This window comes from Stenotrophomonas sp. 99219_Sma (assembly GCF_056480785.1).
Genome location: NZ_CM151117.1, coordinates 103,788 through 117,947, shown reverse-complemented (window position 1 = coordinate 117,947; position 14,160 = coordinate 103,788). Strand labels below are relative to the sequence as shown.

Annotated in this window: 13 protein-coding genes; 3 read left to right on the top strand and 10 right to left on the bottom strand. The window is 67.8% G+C overall.

Annotation, left to right across the window (positions count from 1 at the left end; genetic code table 11):
• The first annotated feature begins 49 nt into the window (after window positions 1-49).
• Both ACZK13_RS00485 and ACZK13_RS00480 read left to right on the top strand, forming a co-directional pair.
• Entirely contained in the window at window positions 50-877 is an 828-nt protein-coding gene (locus ACZK13_RS00485; RefSeq protein WP_012509681.1) for an META and DUF4377 domain-containing protein, read from the top strand.
• A 283-nt stretch (window positions 878-1,160) separates the two neighbouring features.
• Entirely contained in the window at window positions 1,161-2,123 is a 963-nt protein-coding gene (locus tag ACZK13_RS00480) for an IS110 family transposase (protein ID WP_182266802.1), read from the top strand.
• Window positions 2,124-2,225: 102 nt separating this feature from the next.
• Here ACZK13_RS00480 and ACZK13_RS00475 read toward each other — a convergent pair whose 3' ends face one another.
• From ACZK13_RS00475 to ACZK13_RS00435, 9 genes are all read right to left on the bottom strand, one after another.
• A complete protein-coding gene (locus ACZK13_RS00475; RefSeq protein ID WP_125893046.1) occupies window positions 2,226-2,837 on the bottom strand; it encodes a YbhB/YbcL family Raf kinase inhibitor-like protein in 612 nt (203 codons plus the stop codon).
• 10 nt (window positions 2,838-2,847) lie between these two features.
• Window positions 2,848-4,917 carry a tetratricopeptide repeat protein gene (locus ACZK13_RS00470; protein WP_049398186.1) on the bottom strand — a complete coding sequence of 690 codons (2,070 nt, stop codon included), beginning with the start codon at window positions 4,915-4,917 and terminating at the stop codon, window positions 2,848-2,850.
• A 56-nt stretch (window positions 4,918-4,973) separates the two neighbouring features.
• Complete coding sequence (locus ACZK13_RS00465) at window positions 4,974-5,963, bottom strand: YheT family hydrolase (protein ID WP_050509830.1); 990 nt, start codon at window positions 5,961-5,963, stop codon at window positions 4,974-4,976.
• A gap of 52 nt (window positions 5,964-6,015) precedes the next feature.
• A complete protein-coding gene (locus ACZK13_RS00460; protein ID WP_049398187.1) occupies window positions 6,016-6,807 on the bottom strand; it encodes a lysophospholipid acyltransferase family protein in 792 nt (263 codons plus the stop codon).
• 120 nt (window positions 6,808-6,927) lie between these two features.
• Window positions 6,928-7,362: a hotdog fold thioesterase gene (locus ACZK13_RS00455; RefSeq protein ID WP_032128719.1), complete on the bottom strand. Its 435-nt coding sequence runs from the start codon at window positions 7,360-7,362 to the stop codon at window positions 6,928-6,930.
• Between the two features lie 10 nt (window positions 7,363-7,372).
• The gene (locus ACZK13_RS00450; protein WP_253143522.1) at window positions 7,373-9,424 is read right to left on the bottom strand and encodes a phospholipase D family protein; all 2,052 of its coding nucleotides are present in this window, start codon (window positions 9,422-9,424) and stop codon (window positions 7,373-7,375) included.
• Window positions 9,421-10,038 carry a YceI family protein gene (locus ACZK13_RS00445; RefSeq protein WP_032128717.1) on the bottom strand — a complete coding sequence of 206 codons (618 nt, stop codon included), beginning with the start codon at window positions 10,036-10,038 and terminating at the stop codon, window positions 9,421-9,423. Before ACZK13_RS00445 ends, ACZK13_RS00450 begins: the two co-directional genes overlap by 4 nt.
• Before the next feature lie 4 nt (window positions 10,039-10,042).
• Window positions 10,043-10,519 carry a SixA phosphatase family protein gene (locus tag ACZK13_RS00440; RefSeq protein WP_005407539.1) on the bottom strand — a complete coding sequence of 159 codons (477 nt, stop codon included), beginning with the start codon at window positions 10,517-10,519 and terminating at the stop codon, window positions 10,043-10,045.
• Between the two features lie 49 nt (window positions 10,520-10,568).
• Window positions 10,569-11,198 carry a ParA family protein gene (locus ACZK13_RS00435; RefSeq protein ID WP_010487235.1) on the bottom strand — a complete coding sequence of 210 codons (630 nt, stop codon included), beginning with the start codon at window positions 11,196-11,198 and terminating at the stop codon, window positions 10,569-10,571.
• A gap of 123 nt (window positions 11,199-11,321) precedes the next feature.
• On the opposite strand from ACZK13_RS00435, the gene ACZK13_RS00430 reads away from it, so the two are divergent.
• Window positions 11,322-12,806 carry an AAA family ATPase gene (locus ACZK13_RS00430; RefSeq protein ID WP_253143521.1) on the top strand — a complete coding sequence of 495 codons (1,485 nt, stop codon included), beginning with the start codon at window positions 11,322-11,324 and terminating at the stop codon, window positions 12,804-12,806.
• A 586-nt stretch (window positions 12,807-13,392) separates the two neighbouring features.
• On the opposite strand, the gene ACZK13_RS00425 is transcribed toward ACZK13_RS00430, so the two are convergent.
• Window positions 13,393-14,028: a tetratricopeptide repeat protein gene (locus tag ACZK13_RS00425; RefSeq protein ID WP_032128715.1), complete on the bottom strand. Its 636-nt coding sequence runs from the start codon at window positions 14,026-14,028 to the stop codon at window positions 13,393-13,395.
• Window positions 14,029-14,160: the final 132 nt, after the last annotated feature.

Genomic DNA, 14,160 nt, shown 5'->3' with positions numbered 1-14,160 from the left:
GTTGCCGGCCCCACCCCGTTTCCCCCACGGTTCCCCAAGGAGAATCACCATGAACCGCAAGCTCACCCTGCTCCTCCCGCTGGCCCTGCTGGCCGCCTGCAGCCAGACCCCGGCCCCGGCCGGCACCGGCGGCGACGACGTGGCCCCGGCCGCGGCCAAGGCAGCAGACCAGCAGACGCTGGCGCACCTGGACGCGCAGCGCCTGCAGAGCCAGCACTGGCTGCTGCAGCAGGCCACCGCCGCCGACGGCAAGCGCATCGACGCGCTGTTCGCCCGCGAAGACAAGCCGGTCACCCTGGACTTCGCTGATGGCCGCCTGTCGGTCAGCAACGCCTGCAACCACATGGGTGGCGGCTACACCCTGGCCGACGGCAAGCTGACGGTCAGTGCGATGGCCTCGACCATGATGGCCTGCACCGACAAGGCGCTGATGGCGCTGGACGAGGCCGTGTCGAGCCGCCTGCAGGGCGAGCTGAAGGCCGAGCAGGATGCCGATGGCAAGCTGACCCTGACCAACGCGAAGGGCGACGTGCTGGTGTTCAACCCGGAACCGACCGCTGAAACCCGCTACGGCGGCGCCGGCGAGACCGTATTCCTGGAAGTGGCCGCCAAGACCGAGAAGTGCTCGCACCCGCTGATCCCGGACTACCAGTGCCTGCAGGTGCGTGAAGTGAAGTTCGACGACAAGGGCCTGAAGCAGGGTGAGCCGGGCAAGTTCGAGAACTTCTACGGCAACATCGAGGGTTACACCCACGAGGACGGCGTGCGCAACGTGGTGCGCGTGAAGCGCTACGAAGTGAAGAACCCGCCGGCCGATGCGCCGTCGCAGGCGTACGTGCTGGACATGGTGGTCGAGTCGGCCATCGAGAAGAAATAAAACGATGGAAGGGCGGCCGAAAGGCCGCCCTTCTTCGTTCTGTAGAGTCGAGCCATGCTTGTATGTTCCTCCCGGCTCCTACGAGGTATGTAGGAGCCAGGGTGGAGGGACCGTCAAGCATGCATCTGCGGATACTAGCCGACAGACGAGTCGAGCGATCCCCATCCCGCACACGAACGTCGATAAAGGATCGTACGGCCCCCAAAGGGGATCGTCGATGTAGGCAAGCTAACGTCGGTGCGGTACCACCCCAGCCCCTTAAAGATAGCTGGGAGCCGTACAAATGTCTGATTCTCTCGATATTGGCGTGGACGTGGACTCCAAGGAGTTCGTACCGGCAGTGGCCGACCGCAAGGCCGGCGACAGGATCGCCAACACCCGGGCCGGCATAGCCCAGTGGCTCAACACCTTGCCCCAGCGATGCCGGATTGGCATGGAGGCGACGGGGCGGTACTACGAGTTGTTGGCTCGGATGGCTGGCCAGGCAGGCCACGTTGTCTATGTGATCAATCCACGTCTGATCAAGCACTACGGCCGGGCGACGGGCTCGCGTGGCAAGACGGACGCCATGGACGCCGAAGCGATCGCCCGGTACGTGAAGAAGGAGAACGATCGCCTGCGTGAATACGTACCGCGTACCGACGAGCAGCAGCAGATGCACGATTTGCTGCGCAAGCGGCAGACGCTGGTAAAGACACGCGCGCGCCTGGAGCAATCCTTCGGGGTAAGCAAAAGTGCCCCCGGGGAGCTGTCAGATCTGTTCTGCGCTCTGGCTGGGACGCTGTCCGAGCTGGAAAGCGAACTGCAGCGCTTGGGTCGCGATGGAGAGCATGGCACGCTCTACAAGCGCCTGTTGACCATCCCTGGTGTCGGCCCTGCCGTCGCCGCTCACCTGATCTACTACATGACGCGCTGGCCGTTGGCCAACGCCAACGCGTGGATCGCCTGCACCGGCCTGGATCCCCGGCCTAACGAGTCTGGCGGCAGAACGGGACGGCGTAGGCTGTCCAAACAGGGCGCGCCAGTGCTGCGCCAGATGCTCTACATGGCCGCCATGGGGCTCAAGCGGTGTCGTCGGGGGCAACCGCTCTACGACGAGCTGTCAAAACGCGGTCACCCCAGCACCGCCGTCTTCAACATCCTGGCCAGAAAGCTGGCCAGGATCGCCTGGGGTGTCTTCAAAAGCGGCCGGGACTTCGATCCGGCCATGCTGAAGGTGGGTCAAGCCTGCTTCCAGCAGGCTTGACCACGAACATAGGATCTCGACTACTTTCACGGTGAGTCGAGCATGGCTCGACCCTACAGAAAGCAAAGCCGAGCGTGGGCTCGGCTCTACAGACAGCGAGCCTCAGCCCAGCGCCGGGTTCAACGTGTAGGTGCCATGCAGTGCGGCTTCGGCCAGCACGTGGCCGTGCATGGCGCGATATGCGTCGGCGGCGGTGAAGCGCGCCGGAAGCTCCAGCGAGGCCACATCCAGCGCGAACACGCGGAAGAAATAGCGGTGCATGCGCTCGTCGTTGAACGGCGGATAGGGGCCGTCATAGCCCAGGTAATCGCCGGCCATGTCCGGGTTGCCCGCAAACCAGCCGGTGAAGTCGTTCAGGCCCTGGCGGCTGCCCGCCGGGCCAGCCGGTGCGGTCTTGCCCTTCACCACGAAGCCATCGCTGCAGCTGCCGGCGGCGATCTCCTGCACCGAGGCCGGAATATCGGCCATCACCCAGTGCACGAAGTCGCAGCGCGGCTGGTCGCGCGGCACGGTCATGTCGCTGCGGCCGACCGTTTCCGCAACGGTCGGCACATCCGGGTCCACGCACACCAGCAGGAACGAACGCGTGCCTTCCGGTGCGCCGTTCCAGGCCAGGTGCGGATTGCGGTCCGGCGCGAAGCCGGTGGCATCGCCGGCGGCGAACGCGCGGTCGATCGGCGCGCCGTTGGTCAGGCTGTGGCTGCTCAGTTGCATCGGCTTCTCCTTACTCTTCCGGGTAACCTAGGCGCACCGCAATCGGGGTGAGCTTGGCAAAGGCGGCGCTCATCACGTCGCGGTAGTTGCGCCAGTGGCCCGGCGGGAAGCGCGGTGCGCCCAGCTGTGCGGCCGGCGGCATCTGCCGCTCGAACAGGCGTCCCAGCAGCTCGGCCATCGCGTGCGGATCATTGCCGATCTGGTCGATGCGCAGCAGCACGTGCGGATACAGTTCTTCCTCATGCAGGGTGGCAACCTGCGCCAGCCCGCGCGCCAGCCATTCGCTGGCTTCAGCCAGCGAGGTCATCGCCAGCGGAGCGGCAGCGCCGTAGGCCACCCAGTCCAGCAGCATGTCGCGCGGGTCACGCAGCACGAGCACCAGTCGTCCCTGCGGCAGCTGCGGGCGCAGCGCCCACAGCAGGGCGTTGTCCCACCACAGCAGCCAGTCGATGACGGCATCGCCCTGCAGGCCACGCGCCGGCAGCTGCTCGCGCCAGCGCTGCACCAGCCGCTCCGGGGTCAGCACGCCGGAGGCGAGGTCCTGCAGCGTGTGGTAGTTCTGGAATGCATCATCCGGCGGATTGCTGGTGTAGCGGTCGCTGCGCAGCACCGGGCTGGCGGCCGCCAGGCCGGTCGCAACCCGCTCCACACCCGAACCCGGCGCACCCCACAGGAAGATCGGCGCGGAGCTGGCATCACTGTCGATCTCGCCCTTCTCCGGCCAGCTCGGCGGCGCCTTGGCCTGCGGTGGAAGCGGCAGGCGCTGCGGTGCCTGGTCGGCCTGCAGCGCCATCCACGTCTGCAGCGCCTGTTCCGGCTGGCCAGCGCGGTCCTGGATTTCACCCAGCCAGGTACGCAGGTCGGCGCGATGGCCGTCCGGCGCCCTGTCGATCAGCGCCTGCACGCGCGCGATCGCGGCAACCGGATCACGCTGCAGCAGGCCTTCGACCAGGCGTGTTTCGCCACTGACGCGGCCCGGTTCGAGGCTGACGATACGTTCGGCGATGGCTTCGGCCTGTTCGTGTTCGCCCACCATGTCATGCAGGCGCAGGCGTGCTTCCAGTGCCGGCAGATGACCCGGCATCGCGTCCATCCAGCGCTCCACGGTCGCCGCGGCGGTCGGGCTGCCGACTTCTTCCACGGCCAGGCGTGCCAGCCACAGGTCGTGCAGCTGCGGATGCTGTTCCAGGGCCGCGTCCAGGCGCGCGCGCGCCTCGTCTTCGCGGCCCAGGCGCTGCCAGGACATCAGCAGCAGCTGCAGCACCTGGCGGTCGTCGGGGATCGATTCCAGCAACGGCAGCAGATGGTCCAGCGCCTGCAGCGGCTGGCCGCCGCGCAGCGACAGTTCACCGGCCAGGCGACGCATCGACGGCGTATCCATGCCTTCCTGCTGAAGCGCGATCTGCATCGCTTCGGCAGCCGCCTCCAGGTTGCCCTGGCGCAGCGCCAACTGCACTACCAGGCCATGCAGCGAGCTGATGGCCGGGTTCAGCTCCAGCACGCGGCGGAACGCCTGCTCGGCGAAGGCCAGCATGTCCTTGCCCAGGTAGGCGAAGCCCAGTGCGTACAGCACGCGGGTGTCGTTGGGCTGCGCCTGGTTGGCCGCCGACAGCAGCGTCAGCGCACGATCCGGGTCGTCGCGGCGCAGCGCGATCATGCCGTCGATGGTCAGCAGTTCCGGGTGGTCCGGCTCAACGCGCGAGGCCAGCGTGGACAGGCGCTGGGCTTCATCGAAGTCGTTGCGGCCGATCGCCAGGTGCGCCTGCATCAGATAGGCGGCGAATGAGTTCGGGTCAAGCCCGGTGGTACGTGCCAGCGCTTCGTCAGCGCCCTGGTACTGGCGCAGGGCGAGCAGCAGGCCAGCGTGCTGCAGGTGCAGCTGGGCATCATCGGGGGCCAGCTGCAACGCCTGCTGCAGCGCCTCCATCGCATCCTCGGCCTTGCCCTGCTGCTGCAGCGCAAGCGCCAGCCAGCGGTGGGCTTCGGCCTGGCCGGGTTCATCACGGGTCCACGCCTGGGCCAGCTGCACGGCCTGGTCGGCCTGGTTCTGGCGCAACGCTTGGATGATCTGGTCTTGCATGGCGGTCCGGTTCAAGTGCAAACCCGCATTGTAGCGGTCCACGCACCGGTGCCGGTTCAGCCCGCCAGCACCCGCTGCAGGCGCTGTGCCACCCAGCGCTCGGAGAAGCCGTCACCCCGCCAGTTTTCCAGGAAGCCGCAGTGGCCTCCCCAGCAGGCGGTTTCCAGGTGCGCCTGGCGCGGCAGCTGCCAATCGCTGAAGGTCGCGTACGGGATCACCGGGTCGTCCTGCGCCATCAGGATGTCGGCCGGCACCTGCAGGGTGGACAGGCGGTCACCGGCAATCGAATAGCCATCGAAATAGGCCTGCAGCGAGCCGAAGGTGGTGTGCCGTTCGACCAGCCAGGCAGTCAGTGCACGGATGTCCAGCTTCAGCACGCGATCGTCGCAGTCGCTCAGCTCGGGAAACAGATCGCGCTTGCGGCGCAGCGAGCCGGCCCATTTGCGGCGGAAGTACCAGTCGTACATCGCCGGGCCGTTTTCGATGCTCTCCATCGTCAGCCCCGGGTCCAGCACCGGGCACACCGAGGCCACCCGCAGCAGCGGCACGCCGGCAGCCGGCGCGCGCAGGGCCAGGCGCAGCACGAAGTTGCCACCCAGCGAATAGCCGGCGGCCACCAGCGGCAGCTGCGGCCAGCGCTGGGCGATGTCACCCGCGGCATGCACCACTTCATCGATCAGGTTGGAGTGGAAGATGCCGGGGTTCAGATGGTGGGTGTTGCCATGGTCGCGGAAGTTCAGCCGCACAACATCGAAACCCTGTTCGATCATGCGCGCGGCAGCCATGCGCATGTAACTGGATTCGGCACTGCCCTCCCAGCCATGCAGCAGCAGGGCCATGCCCTTCGGTTCGCGGCCTTCGACATGGCTGTGCCAGCCCTGCAGGCGCACGCCATCACCGCCGTCGAGGATCAGCTCTTCGCTGACCGCACCGGTGGCGGCCAGCAGCAGCAGGCCGCGCTGCAGGCGCATGCGGCTGGAGCTGAGCATCGACTGCAGGTGCGGATTGCGCAGCCAGCGCGGCGGCTGGTAGTCAGTCGCATGCAACGTCGGTGTACCGGCGTCCAGGACGGGTGGCGGGACCAGGGCCACCGTGCCCTCAGCCGGTGCTCATGGCCGCCACGATGCGCGCGCGCGAGGTTTCCGCGATGCGTCGACGGCCTTCCAGGTCCTGGGTACCGATCGGCTCCAGGAAATGCACTTCGGTATGCCGCGCCGGCTCACCCAGCAGGCGCAGGAAATTGGCGGCGAAACTCTCGCCCGGGCCAAATGCCACGATGGTCTGTGCGTCACCCTTGAACCCATAGACCAGCGCCACAGGCTGCACCGGAACACCGGTTTCGACCGCGGCCTGGAAGATGCGGGCATGGAACGGCCCCACTTCATGGCCACCGCGGGTGCGCCCTTCCGGGAACACGCCTACTGCCTTGCCGGCACGCAGGCGATCGGCCATCACCTGCATCACGCCACCGAGCGATTCGGTATTGCCGCGCTGGTGGAAGATGGTCTGCCCGCGCGCGGCGAGCCAACCGACCAGCGGCCAGCTGGCGATTTCGCGCTTGGCGACGAAGCCCATCATGCGCTGGCTGTGCAGGATGCTGATGTCCACCCAGCTGACGTGGTTGGCGACGAACAGCACGGCACCGGGCAAGGGCTGGCCCACCCGTGACAGGCGGAAGCCGAAGATCCACATCAGGCCCCCCTGCCACCAGTTCACCACCTTCGCCCCGAAGGTATCCTCGCCCACGCGCAGCTCGCCCCACGGCGGAAGCATGCCGATCAGGATCAGCGGCAGGAACACGATGATGTGGACCAACAGCAGCGGTACGCGGTACAGGTAACGGCACACACGCGCCACGCCGCCACGGGGGGCCGGAGTGGGGGAAGTCATCCGCGCACGATACCGGAGCGCCGCAGCAGCTGCCAGCCGATTTAGGCCATAACCGCCATTGACCGGGGCAATCGGCGGGGAACGCTGGGTTCTGCCGCCGTCAACACGCCCGCCGGGGGCTCAACCGTGGCCGGCGGCCACCACCGCCAGGGTCAGCCGAGAGATGCACACCAGCCGGCCCTGCTCGTCTTCGATGCGGATCTCCCACAGCTGGGTGCTGCGGCCGACGTGCAGCGCGCGGGCGGTGCCGGTGACCGTGCCCGAGCGCACGGCGCGCACGTGGTTGGCGTTGATTTCCAGGCCCACGCAGATCTGCTTGCCGGTATCCACGCACAGGTTGCCGGCGCTGCTGCCCAAGGTCTCGGCCAGCACCACCGAGGCACCGCCGTGCAGGATGCCGTACGGCTGCCGGGTGCGCTCGTCCACCGGCATGGTGGCCTGCAGCCAGTCTTCGCCCGCAGCGCTGAAGACGATGCCGAGGGATTCGATCGCCGTGTTGCGGCTGAGCGCGTTGAGCTGCTCGATGGAAACGGCTTCGCGGAATACCTGGGTCATGCGGGCACCTTCAGAGGATGGGAACGAGGCCGGCGCCGAATGCAGTCAGCATGCGCACCAGCAGCCACTTCGGGCCGACGTTGACTTCGGGGAAGTCGCCGACGGCGACGTAGCAGTTGTGGAACGCCGGGTCCTGCCGTGGCAGCGGCTGTGGGCAGTCCGGACCGGGCTTGAACTCGTAGTCGGTGGCGTAGCGCCACGGCCAGAAGTCGAGGATCGGCAGCGCTTCGGAGGCTTTGCCGACGCTGTAGTTCAGGCCCGACAGCACTGGCGGCTTGGCCCGCGGCGCCACTGTCCACGAGTTCTGCGGATGGGTATCGCGCAGGATGCTCTCGGCCAGCTGCTCGGCAAACACCGGATCGTCGATGATCACCGCGCCTTCGGTGTTGTAGTTCTCGCTGCGCGGATCGAAGTTGTGGGTGCCGACCACGCCGATGCGGCGATCGACCACCAGCGACTTGGCGTGCAGGCCCATGCGGGCGCCCTTGCGGGTGACCGGCAACGGCTTGTTGACCGCCTTGCTGCCCAGGAACGACGGACGCGTCTCGGTGCGCAGCAGGCGCGTTTCCACCTCGCTGCCGGCGGCGCGGCGACGTTCGCGCGCGTTCTGGTAGGCACTGCCGGTACGCGGATGATGCACCGCCACCTGCTTGCGGGGCGCGGCCAGATCCCCTTCGCTGCCACCACCGGCATTGCTGCCAGCGGCGCTGCCGCCGATCAGCGGATTGCGCCCGCCGTCGTCGTCGCCTCCGGGCGCGGCGATCGGGTCGGGCAGCAGATTGCGGTAGTCGACCGGTGCATCCAGCGGGAACGGCTTGTACTCGAAGATGTTGAAGCCCAGTTCGCGCATGTTGCGTCGCTTGTACTTGTACGACAGCGCATACACGATCGGGTTGTCGGTGGCCGCCAGGCTGTTGCTGGACACCACCACGCGCGGCGGCTGCGGGCGCTTGCGCAGCTCGCGGAACAGCTTCTGCGCCGGCTTGGACAGCACCAGGTACGGCGTCTGCAGGATCACTTCCTTCTGCGCACCGGCAATGAGTGCGTCCAGCTGCGGCTCGGTCACATGCTGGCCGGCCAGCGGGGCGTCGGCCTTCTCGCGGCGGTGCTTGCGCGGCAGGTCGGCGACGTAGCGCACCGAGGCCACCGGCAGCGCGGTATCCACGAAGGAACGGGTGACGAAGTCCATGTCATTGGCTTCAGCGCTGACCCGCTGCACCCGCTCCGGGCGGCGGAACGTGGCGGGCGGCAGCACCGGCACGCCTTCGCGCAGCAGGGTGCGGCCCACGTCATTCAGGCGCTCGGCCGGCACGCTGCGCTTGGCGCGCCAGAACGCATCGAAGTTGGCCGCCATCGCCCGCGCTTCCGGGCCGGCGATCATGACGTCGCGATCGCGGAAGTTGTACTCGCGATCCCAGTCGTAATAGTCGTCCTGGTAGTTGCGGCCGCCGACCACGCCGATCGCATCGTCGATCACCAGCAGCTTGTTGTGCATGCGCTGGTTGAAGCGACGGAAGCAGCACAGCACGCTGCCGGCGTAATCGAAGTAGTTCAGCCGGGCCTTGCCGAAGGTCGGGTTGTAGACCCGCAGCTGGAAGTTCTGGTGGGCGCCGGACAATGCGCCGAGGATCTGCAGGTCGGAGATCGCCGAGAGCTGGTCGATCAGCACCCGCACCTTCACCCCGCGCCGCGACGCGGCCAGCAGTTCGTCGATGACCAGCCGCGCGCTGTCGTCCTTGTCGAAGATGTAGGTCTGCAGGTCGATGCTGCGGGTGGCACTGCGCAGCAGGTTCAGGCGCGCCACCAGGGCGCCCTCCCCCTCGTCCAGCAGGGTGGCGTAGTGGCGCGGCTGCTCCGGGGTGGATTCGGTGAACGCCCGGCCGGCCAGCGCCCGCAGCGGCGAATCCTGTGCGCAGCGGTCGGCGCGCTGACAGTCGACCTGGATCGAGCGCGCCTGCACGGCGATCGCTTCGGCGCGGTCGCGCTCGGCATTGGACAGCGATGCACAACCGCTGCCCAGCAACACGGTTGCCAGCGCCAGTACACGCAGCAGGAGGTTCACGGTTTCGGCGCCTCGCTCAGGCGCGCTCGCAATACGAAGGTCACTCGGTCACTCAAGGCAAGCTGCCAGCTGTCCATTCCATACCGGCCTCGCTGCACGGTACCGCGGCTGACGACGTCGCAATCATAGCCGGGTCGGGCGCAATCCGCCTTCTCGACCTTCAGTGTCTCGGGGTGGCTGATCCCGCGCAGGGTCAGCCGCCCGTTGATGTCGCCCCCGTCTTCCACGGTCTCCGGCCAGTACGGCAGCGAGTCGAACTCGACCACCGGGTGGCGGCCTGCGTCGAAGAACTCCTCGCCGCGCATCCAGCCGGTGTAGCGCGCCTTGCCGGGGATCTCGACCGAGCGCGTGAACATCTTCAGGTGCACCTGGTGGCGGCCGTCGGAGAGGATCTCGATGCGACCCTCGAAGTGCGGGAACAGGCCTTCGATGCGTTGCCCGAAGCGGGTCCGCACCTCGAAACCGATCTGCGAGCGCTGGGTATCCAGGTGCAGGACCCGGTGCGCTTCAGCGACCACCGGCGGCAAGGGCGTTGGCGGTGGCGCGGCAGCCCAGGCCGCGCCGGAAGCCAGCAGCACGGGCAGCAGAAAGCGGCTGCGCCGCGCCAGGCTCATTGGATCACGGCCACCAGAACGCGTTCAGGCTGGCCACGCCCGGCTCGATCGAGGCCTCGCGCGGGAAGCCGAGCACGGCAATGCCGGCCGGCGGCATGCCGCGATAGTCGCTGCTGGTGCCTTCCGTCATCAACGCCACCAGGCGCTCCAGGCCGGGGTTGTGGCCGACGATCAGCACCCGGTCGAGGTCACGGCGGTCGTCCACCAGCGCCGCCAGGGTGCCGGGGGTAGCCTCGTAGATGCGGTCTTCCAGGCGCTTCTCGACATAGCCGATGGTGCCGAGCACGGCTTCCAGGGTCTCCCGGGTGCGCCGCGCCGGTGAGCACAGCACACAGTCCGGCAGCAGGTTGTTCTCCTTCAGCCACTTGCCGGCGGCTTCGGCTTCGGCGAGCCCCACCGGCGACAACGGCCGGTCGAGGTCGGCCTGGCCGGGGGTAGCCGGTTCGGCATGGGCATGGCGCAGCAGGATCAGTTCACGCATCGCGGGTTTCCATGAAGAAGAGGATGCAGCAGAAAGAGTGACGCAGGCATCAAAGCTTCAGCCAGGACAGCAGCGGCTCCCAGTCGGCCTGGTGCTCGCGCACCTGGGCCGAGCGGTAGTCGAACAGGCTGCGGCCCAGGCCGGTCATGACCACATAGCTCTGGCTGTCGCGCAGCTGCGCGACCACCGGGTACGGCCATTCACCCAGCATCTGCAGCGCCTGCTGCGAGGTCTGGGTCCATGGTTTGGTACGGTTGAGCACCAGCCCCACCGGCAGCTTGCGGCTGTGCACGCGCGGGTTCTGGGCCAGGCTGTTGAGGAAGCCGACGATCGCTTCGATGTCCAGCGCCGAGGGCAGCACCGGTACCACCACCGCGTCGGCAGCGTCGAGGAAATGGGGAATATCGTCAGCCAGGGCACCGGCCGGCGCATCGATGATGACGGTGTCGGTGCCGTCGGGCAGCTTCTGCGCCCACTGCTTCTTCCGATACACGTCGATGGGGAGCACCGCGCTTTCCAGCCCGGCACGGCGTTGTGCCCAGCGGGTGCTGGAACCCTGCGGGTCGGCATCGGCAATCACCGTGGCCTTGCCCTGCAATGCCGCGTACGCGGCCAGGTGGGTGGCGACGGTGGTCTTGCCCACCCCGCCCTTGGAACCGGCCACCAGGATCGTCTTCATGCCAGCCTCGCTTCCGGGTACGTGCCCCGAGCGTACACCGGTGATGGTGACGGGAGGTAGCGTCGTGCTGAACCAGCGGCCATCGCCTTTGCTATCGTGGCGCCCCCGAAGGATCGAACCGGCATGAGCGAACTGCAGGATCTGAGCGCGTTGATCCGCGCCAATACCCCACTGATCGTCATCGAGACCCAGGACGAGGGTCGCATCGTCGAGCTGTTCCGGCAGACGCTGATGCACGTCTGGCGGGCCCTGCACCGCTGGTCGATCACCGAGGGCCTGCGCCGGATCGACCTGGACAGCGAAGACCCGCCGGTCGGGCCGCCCGATGCCAGCGCGGCCCTGCAGATGATCCGCCAGGCCCACCAGCGCGGCGTCTACCTGCTGCTCGATTTCCATCCCTACCTGGGCTATGCCAGCCACCAGCGCGCCCTTCGCGACCTGATCCAGCGCCGCCACAGCGAGCCGCATGTGCTGGTGCTGATCGGTGCCAAAGTGGAGCTGCCGGCCGAGCTGGAAGCGCTGGCGGTGCGCTTCAACCCGCGCCTGCCCGATGCCAATGCCCTGCTGAAGATGCTGCGCGAGGAGGCCGACGCCTATGCGCGCGAGCATGGCGGCCGCCGGGTTGAAGTCGACAGCGAGGCGGTGAAGAAAATCCTGAAGAACCTGCAGGGCCTGAGCCTGGTCGATGCCCGGCGCATCGCGCGCCAGCTGATCTACGCCGATGGCGCACTGCGCGACGACGACCTGCCACAGCTGGCGCGGCTGAAGTTCGAGCTGCTCAACCGCAGCGGCCACCTGTTCTTCGAACATGACAGCGCGCGCTTCGGCGATGTGGCCGGTGCCAACCGGCTCAAGCGCTGGATCAACCAACGCCGGGTGGCGTTCATTGCCGGCTCCGCCCCGGCCGGGCTGGACCCGCCGCGCGGCATGCTGCTGCTGGGCGTACAGGGCTGTGGCAAGTCGATGCTGGCCAAGGCCACCGCCGCCGGCTTCGGCGTGCCCCTGCTGCGCCTGGACGTGGGCGCGCTGTACAACAAGTACCACGGCGAGACCGAAGCCAACCTGCGCCAGGCACTGGCCTCGGCCGAACAACTCGCGCCCTGCGTGCTGTGGATGGACGAGATCGAGAAGGGCCTGGCCAGCGGAGGCGAGGACGGCGGCGTGTCACGCCGCGTGCTCGGTTACCTGCTGACCTGGATGGCCGAACGCAAAGCGCCGGTGTTCATCGTCGCCACCGCCAACCAGGTGCACGAGCTGCCCGCCGAGCTGCTGCGCAAGGGCCGCTTCGACGAGATCTTCTTCGTCGATCTGCCCTCGCCCGACGTGCGCGTGGAACTGCTGCGGCTGCACCTGGGCCGGCGCCAGCTCAACGCCGACGACTTCGCACTGCCCGCGCTGGCGGCGGCCGCCAATGGTTTTTCCGGCGCCGAGATCGAGCAGGCGATCGTGGCTGGCCTGTATGCGGCGCATGCCGAGGGCCGGCCGCTGGACACCGAGCTGCTGATGACCGAGATCCGCGCCACCCGACCGCTGTCGGTGCTGATGGCAGAGCAGGTAGAAGCACTGCGTGCGTGGGCGTCGGGGCGGACGGTTTCCGCGGACGACTGAGGGGTTTCCAGCGAACGGCGCAGCCCCTCGTGGCGGCTGGTTGACTGTGAACATCAAAAGCCGCGCTTGGCCGGGCGGGATGGATTCGCGGGGGACGCCGTCAACCCGTCCATGGGGGCTTGGCCGCGGCATCCATGCCGCGGACACCCCCGCGAACCCACCCCGCCCGGCCTCTGACAATTTCCGAGTGCGTCCGCCACGGAAAAGAAAAAAGAAGAGCAGAAGCAAAAGCCGGTTGGCTGGCCGCTTCCTGTAGAGCCGAGCCCACACTCGGCTGCATTTCGATCAGATATCGAATAGTCGATTCCGTTACAGATTCATCCACGCATGGCGTGGATCTACCGTGTCGACCAAGGTCGACACCTACCAACAGCTGCCGGAATCTGTCGAAGGCGGGGCACTGTGGGTTTGCGGGGTGTGAGCCGCATGGATGCGGCGACCAAGCCCCCAGGACGGGTTTACGGCGGCCCCGCAAACCCACAGTGCCCCGCCATCCCGCAGGAAGCCCGCTGTTGCTTCGGCTGTTGCTGTTGCTTCAGCTGTTGCCTCTGCGGGTGCCGGGTGCAACCCGGCCGAACCCCTTCCCTCAGGGCCAGGCAGGTGGTGCGGCCGCCCAGGCCTGCTGCACCTCGGCCAGCGACGCGCGCTCATCCTCACGCCACTGCGGCAGCAGCTGCCCATAGTTGGCCGTGGTACTCCACTGCGTCGGCTCGGTGCGTACCGCAGCCGCATACCACTGCACCGCCTCCTGCTTCTGCCCCATCCGCCACAATGCCAACGCATAGGTCGGTGGCACCCAGGTGGGCTTCGTACGGGCGTTGCTGGCCGATACCAGCCACTGTTCCAGCGCCGCCTCCGGCTTGCCCTGGCGCAGCAGGTCCCAACCGTAGTTCCAGCGCACGCTGCGGCCGCTGCTGCTCTGTGCCGGCGCCTCTTTCATCGCCTCGCCATACAGCTGCTCGGCCAGCTCGCCCCGGCCCTGCGCACCGGCCACCGATGCCAGCTGCACCGTCGCCTCCACCGCGCGGCGGCCGCGCTCACGCAGCTTGACCAGCTGGGCCACCAGCTCATCGCCCTCGCCCTGCACCGCCACCATCGGCGTTGCCGCCAGGTCGTTGTCGAAGTAGAACTCCTGTGGTGCCGGCACGGCCGGCGCGGCCCACGCCGTGGCCACTCCCGAGGCCAGCAGCACGCTGGCCAGGATCTTTCCTGGAACTGACATCCCTTCTCCCCAGGCCGCAACTGCAGCCTCCCTCTCTCTCCCCGATCCTAACCCCAGCACCGCCGCGGGCGCGAGTGCCGGGGCCTCGCGGCCCCGCTGCTACAATTCGCGCCTTTCCCGCCGCGTGCCTGC

Excerpts from the sequence above, each read along its gene's own strand:
- ACZK13_RS00485 (WP_012509681.1), top strand. The coding sequence starts at position 50 with ATGAACCGCAAGCTCACCCTGCTCCTCCCGCTGGCCCTGCTGGCCGCC.
- ACZK13_RS00480 (WP_182266802.1), top strand. The coding sequence starts at position 1,161 with ATGTCTGATTCTCTCGATATTGGCGTGGACGTGGACTCCAAGGAGTTC.
- ACZK13_RS00475 (WP_125893046.1), bottom strand. The coding sequence starts at position 2,837 with ATGCAACTGAGCAGCCACAGCCTGACCAACGGCGCGCCGATCGACCGC.
- ACZK13_RS00470 (WP_049398186.1), bottom strand. The coding sequence starts at position 4,917 with ATGCAAGACCAGATCATCCAAGCGTTGCGCCAGAACCAGGCCGACCAG.
- ACZK13_RS00460 (WP_049398187.1), bottom strand. The coding sequence starts at position 6,807 with ATGACTTCCCCCACTCCGGCCCCCCGTGGCGGCGTGGCGCGTGTGTGC.
- ACZK13_RS00455 (WP_032128719.1), bottom strand. The coding sequence starts at position 7,362 with ATGACCCAGGTATTCCGCGAAGCCGTTTCCATCGAGCAGCTCAACGCG.
- ACZK13_RS00445 (WP_032128717.1), bottom strand. The coding sequence starts at position 10,038 with ATGAGCCTGGCGCGGCGCAGCCGCTTTCTGCTGCCCGTGCTGCTGGCT.
- ACZK13_RS00440 (WP_005407539.1), bottom strand. The coding sequence starts at position 10,519 with ATGCGTGAACTGATCCTGCTGCGCCATGCCCATGCCGAACCGGCTACC.
- ACZK13_RS00435 (WP_010487235.1), bottom strand. The coding sequence starts at position 11,198 with ATGAAGACGATCCTGGTGGCCGGTTCCAAGGGCGGGGTGGGCAAGACC.
- ACZK13_RS00430 (WP_253143521.1), top strand. The coding sequence starts at position 11,322 with ATGAGCGAACTGCAGGATCTGAGCGCGTTGATCCGCGCCAATACCCCA.
- ACZK13_RS00425 (WP_032128715.1), bottom strand. The coding sequence starts at position 14,028 with ATGTCAGTTCCAGGAAAGATCCTGGCCAGCGTGCTGCTGGCCTCGGGA.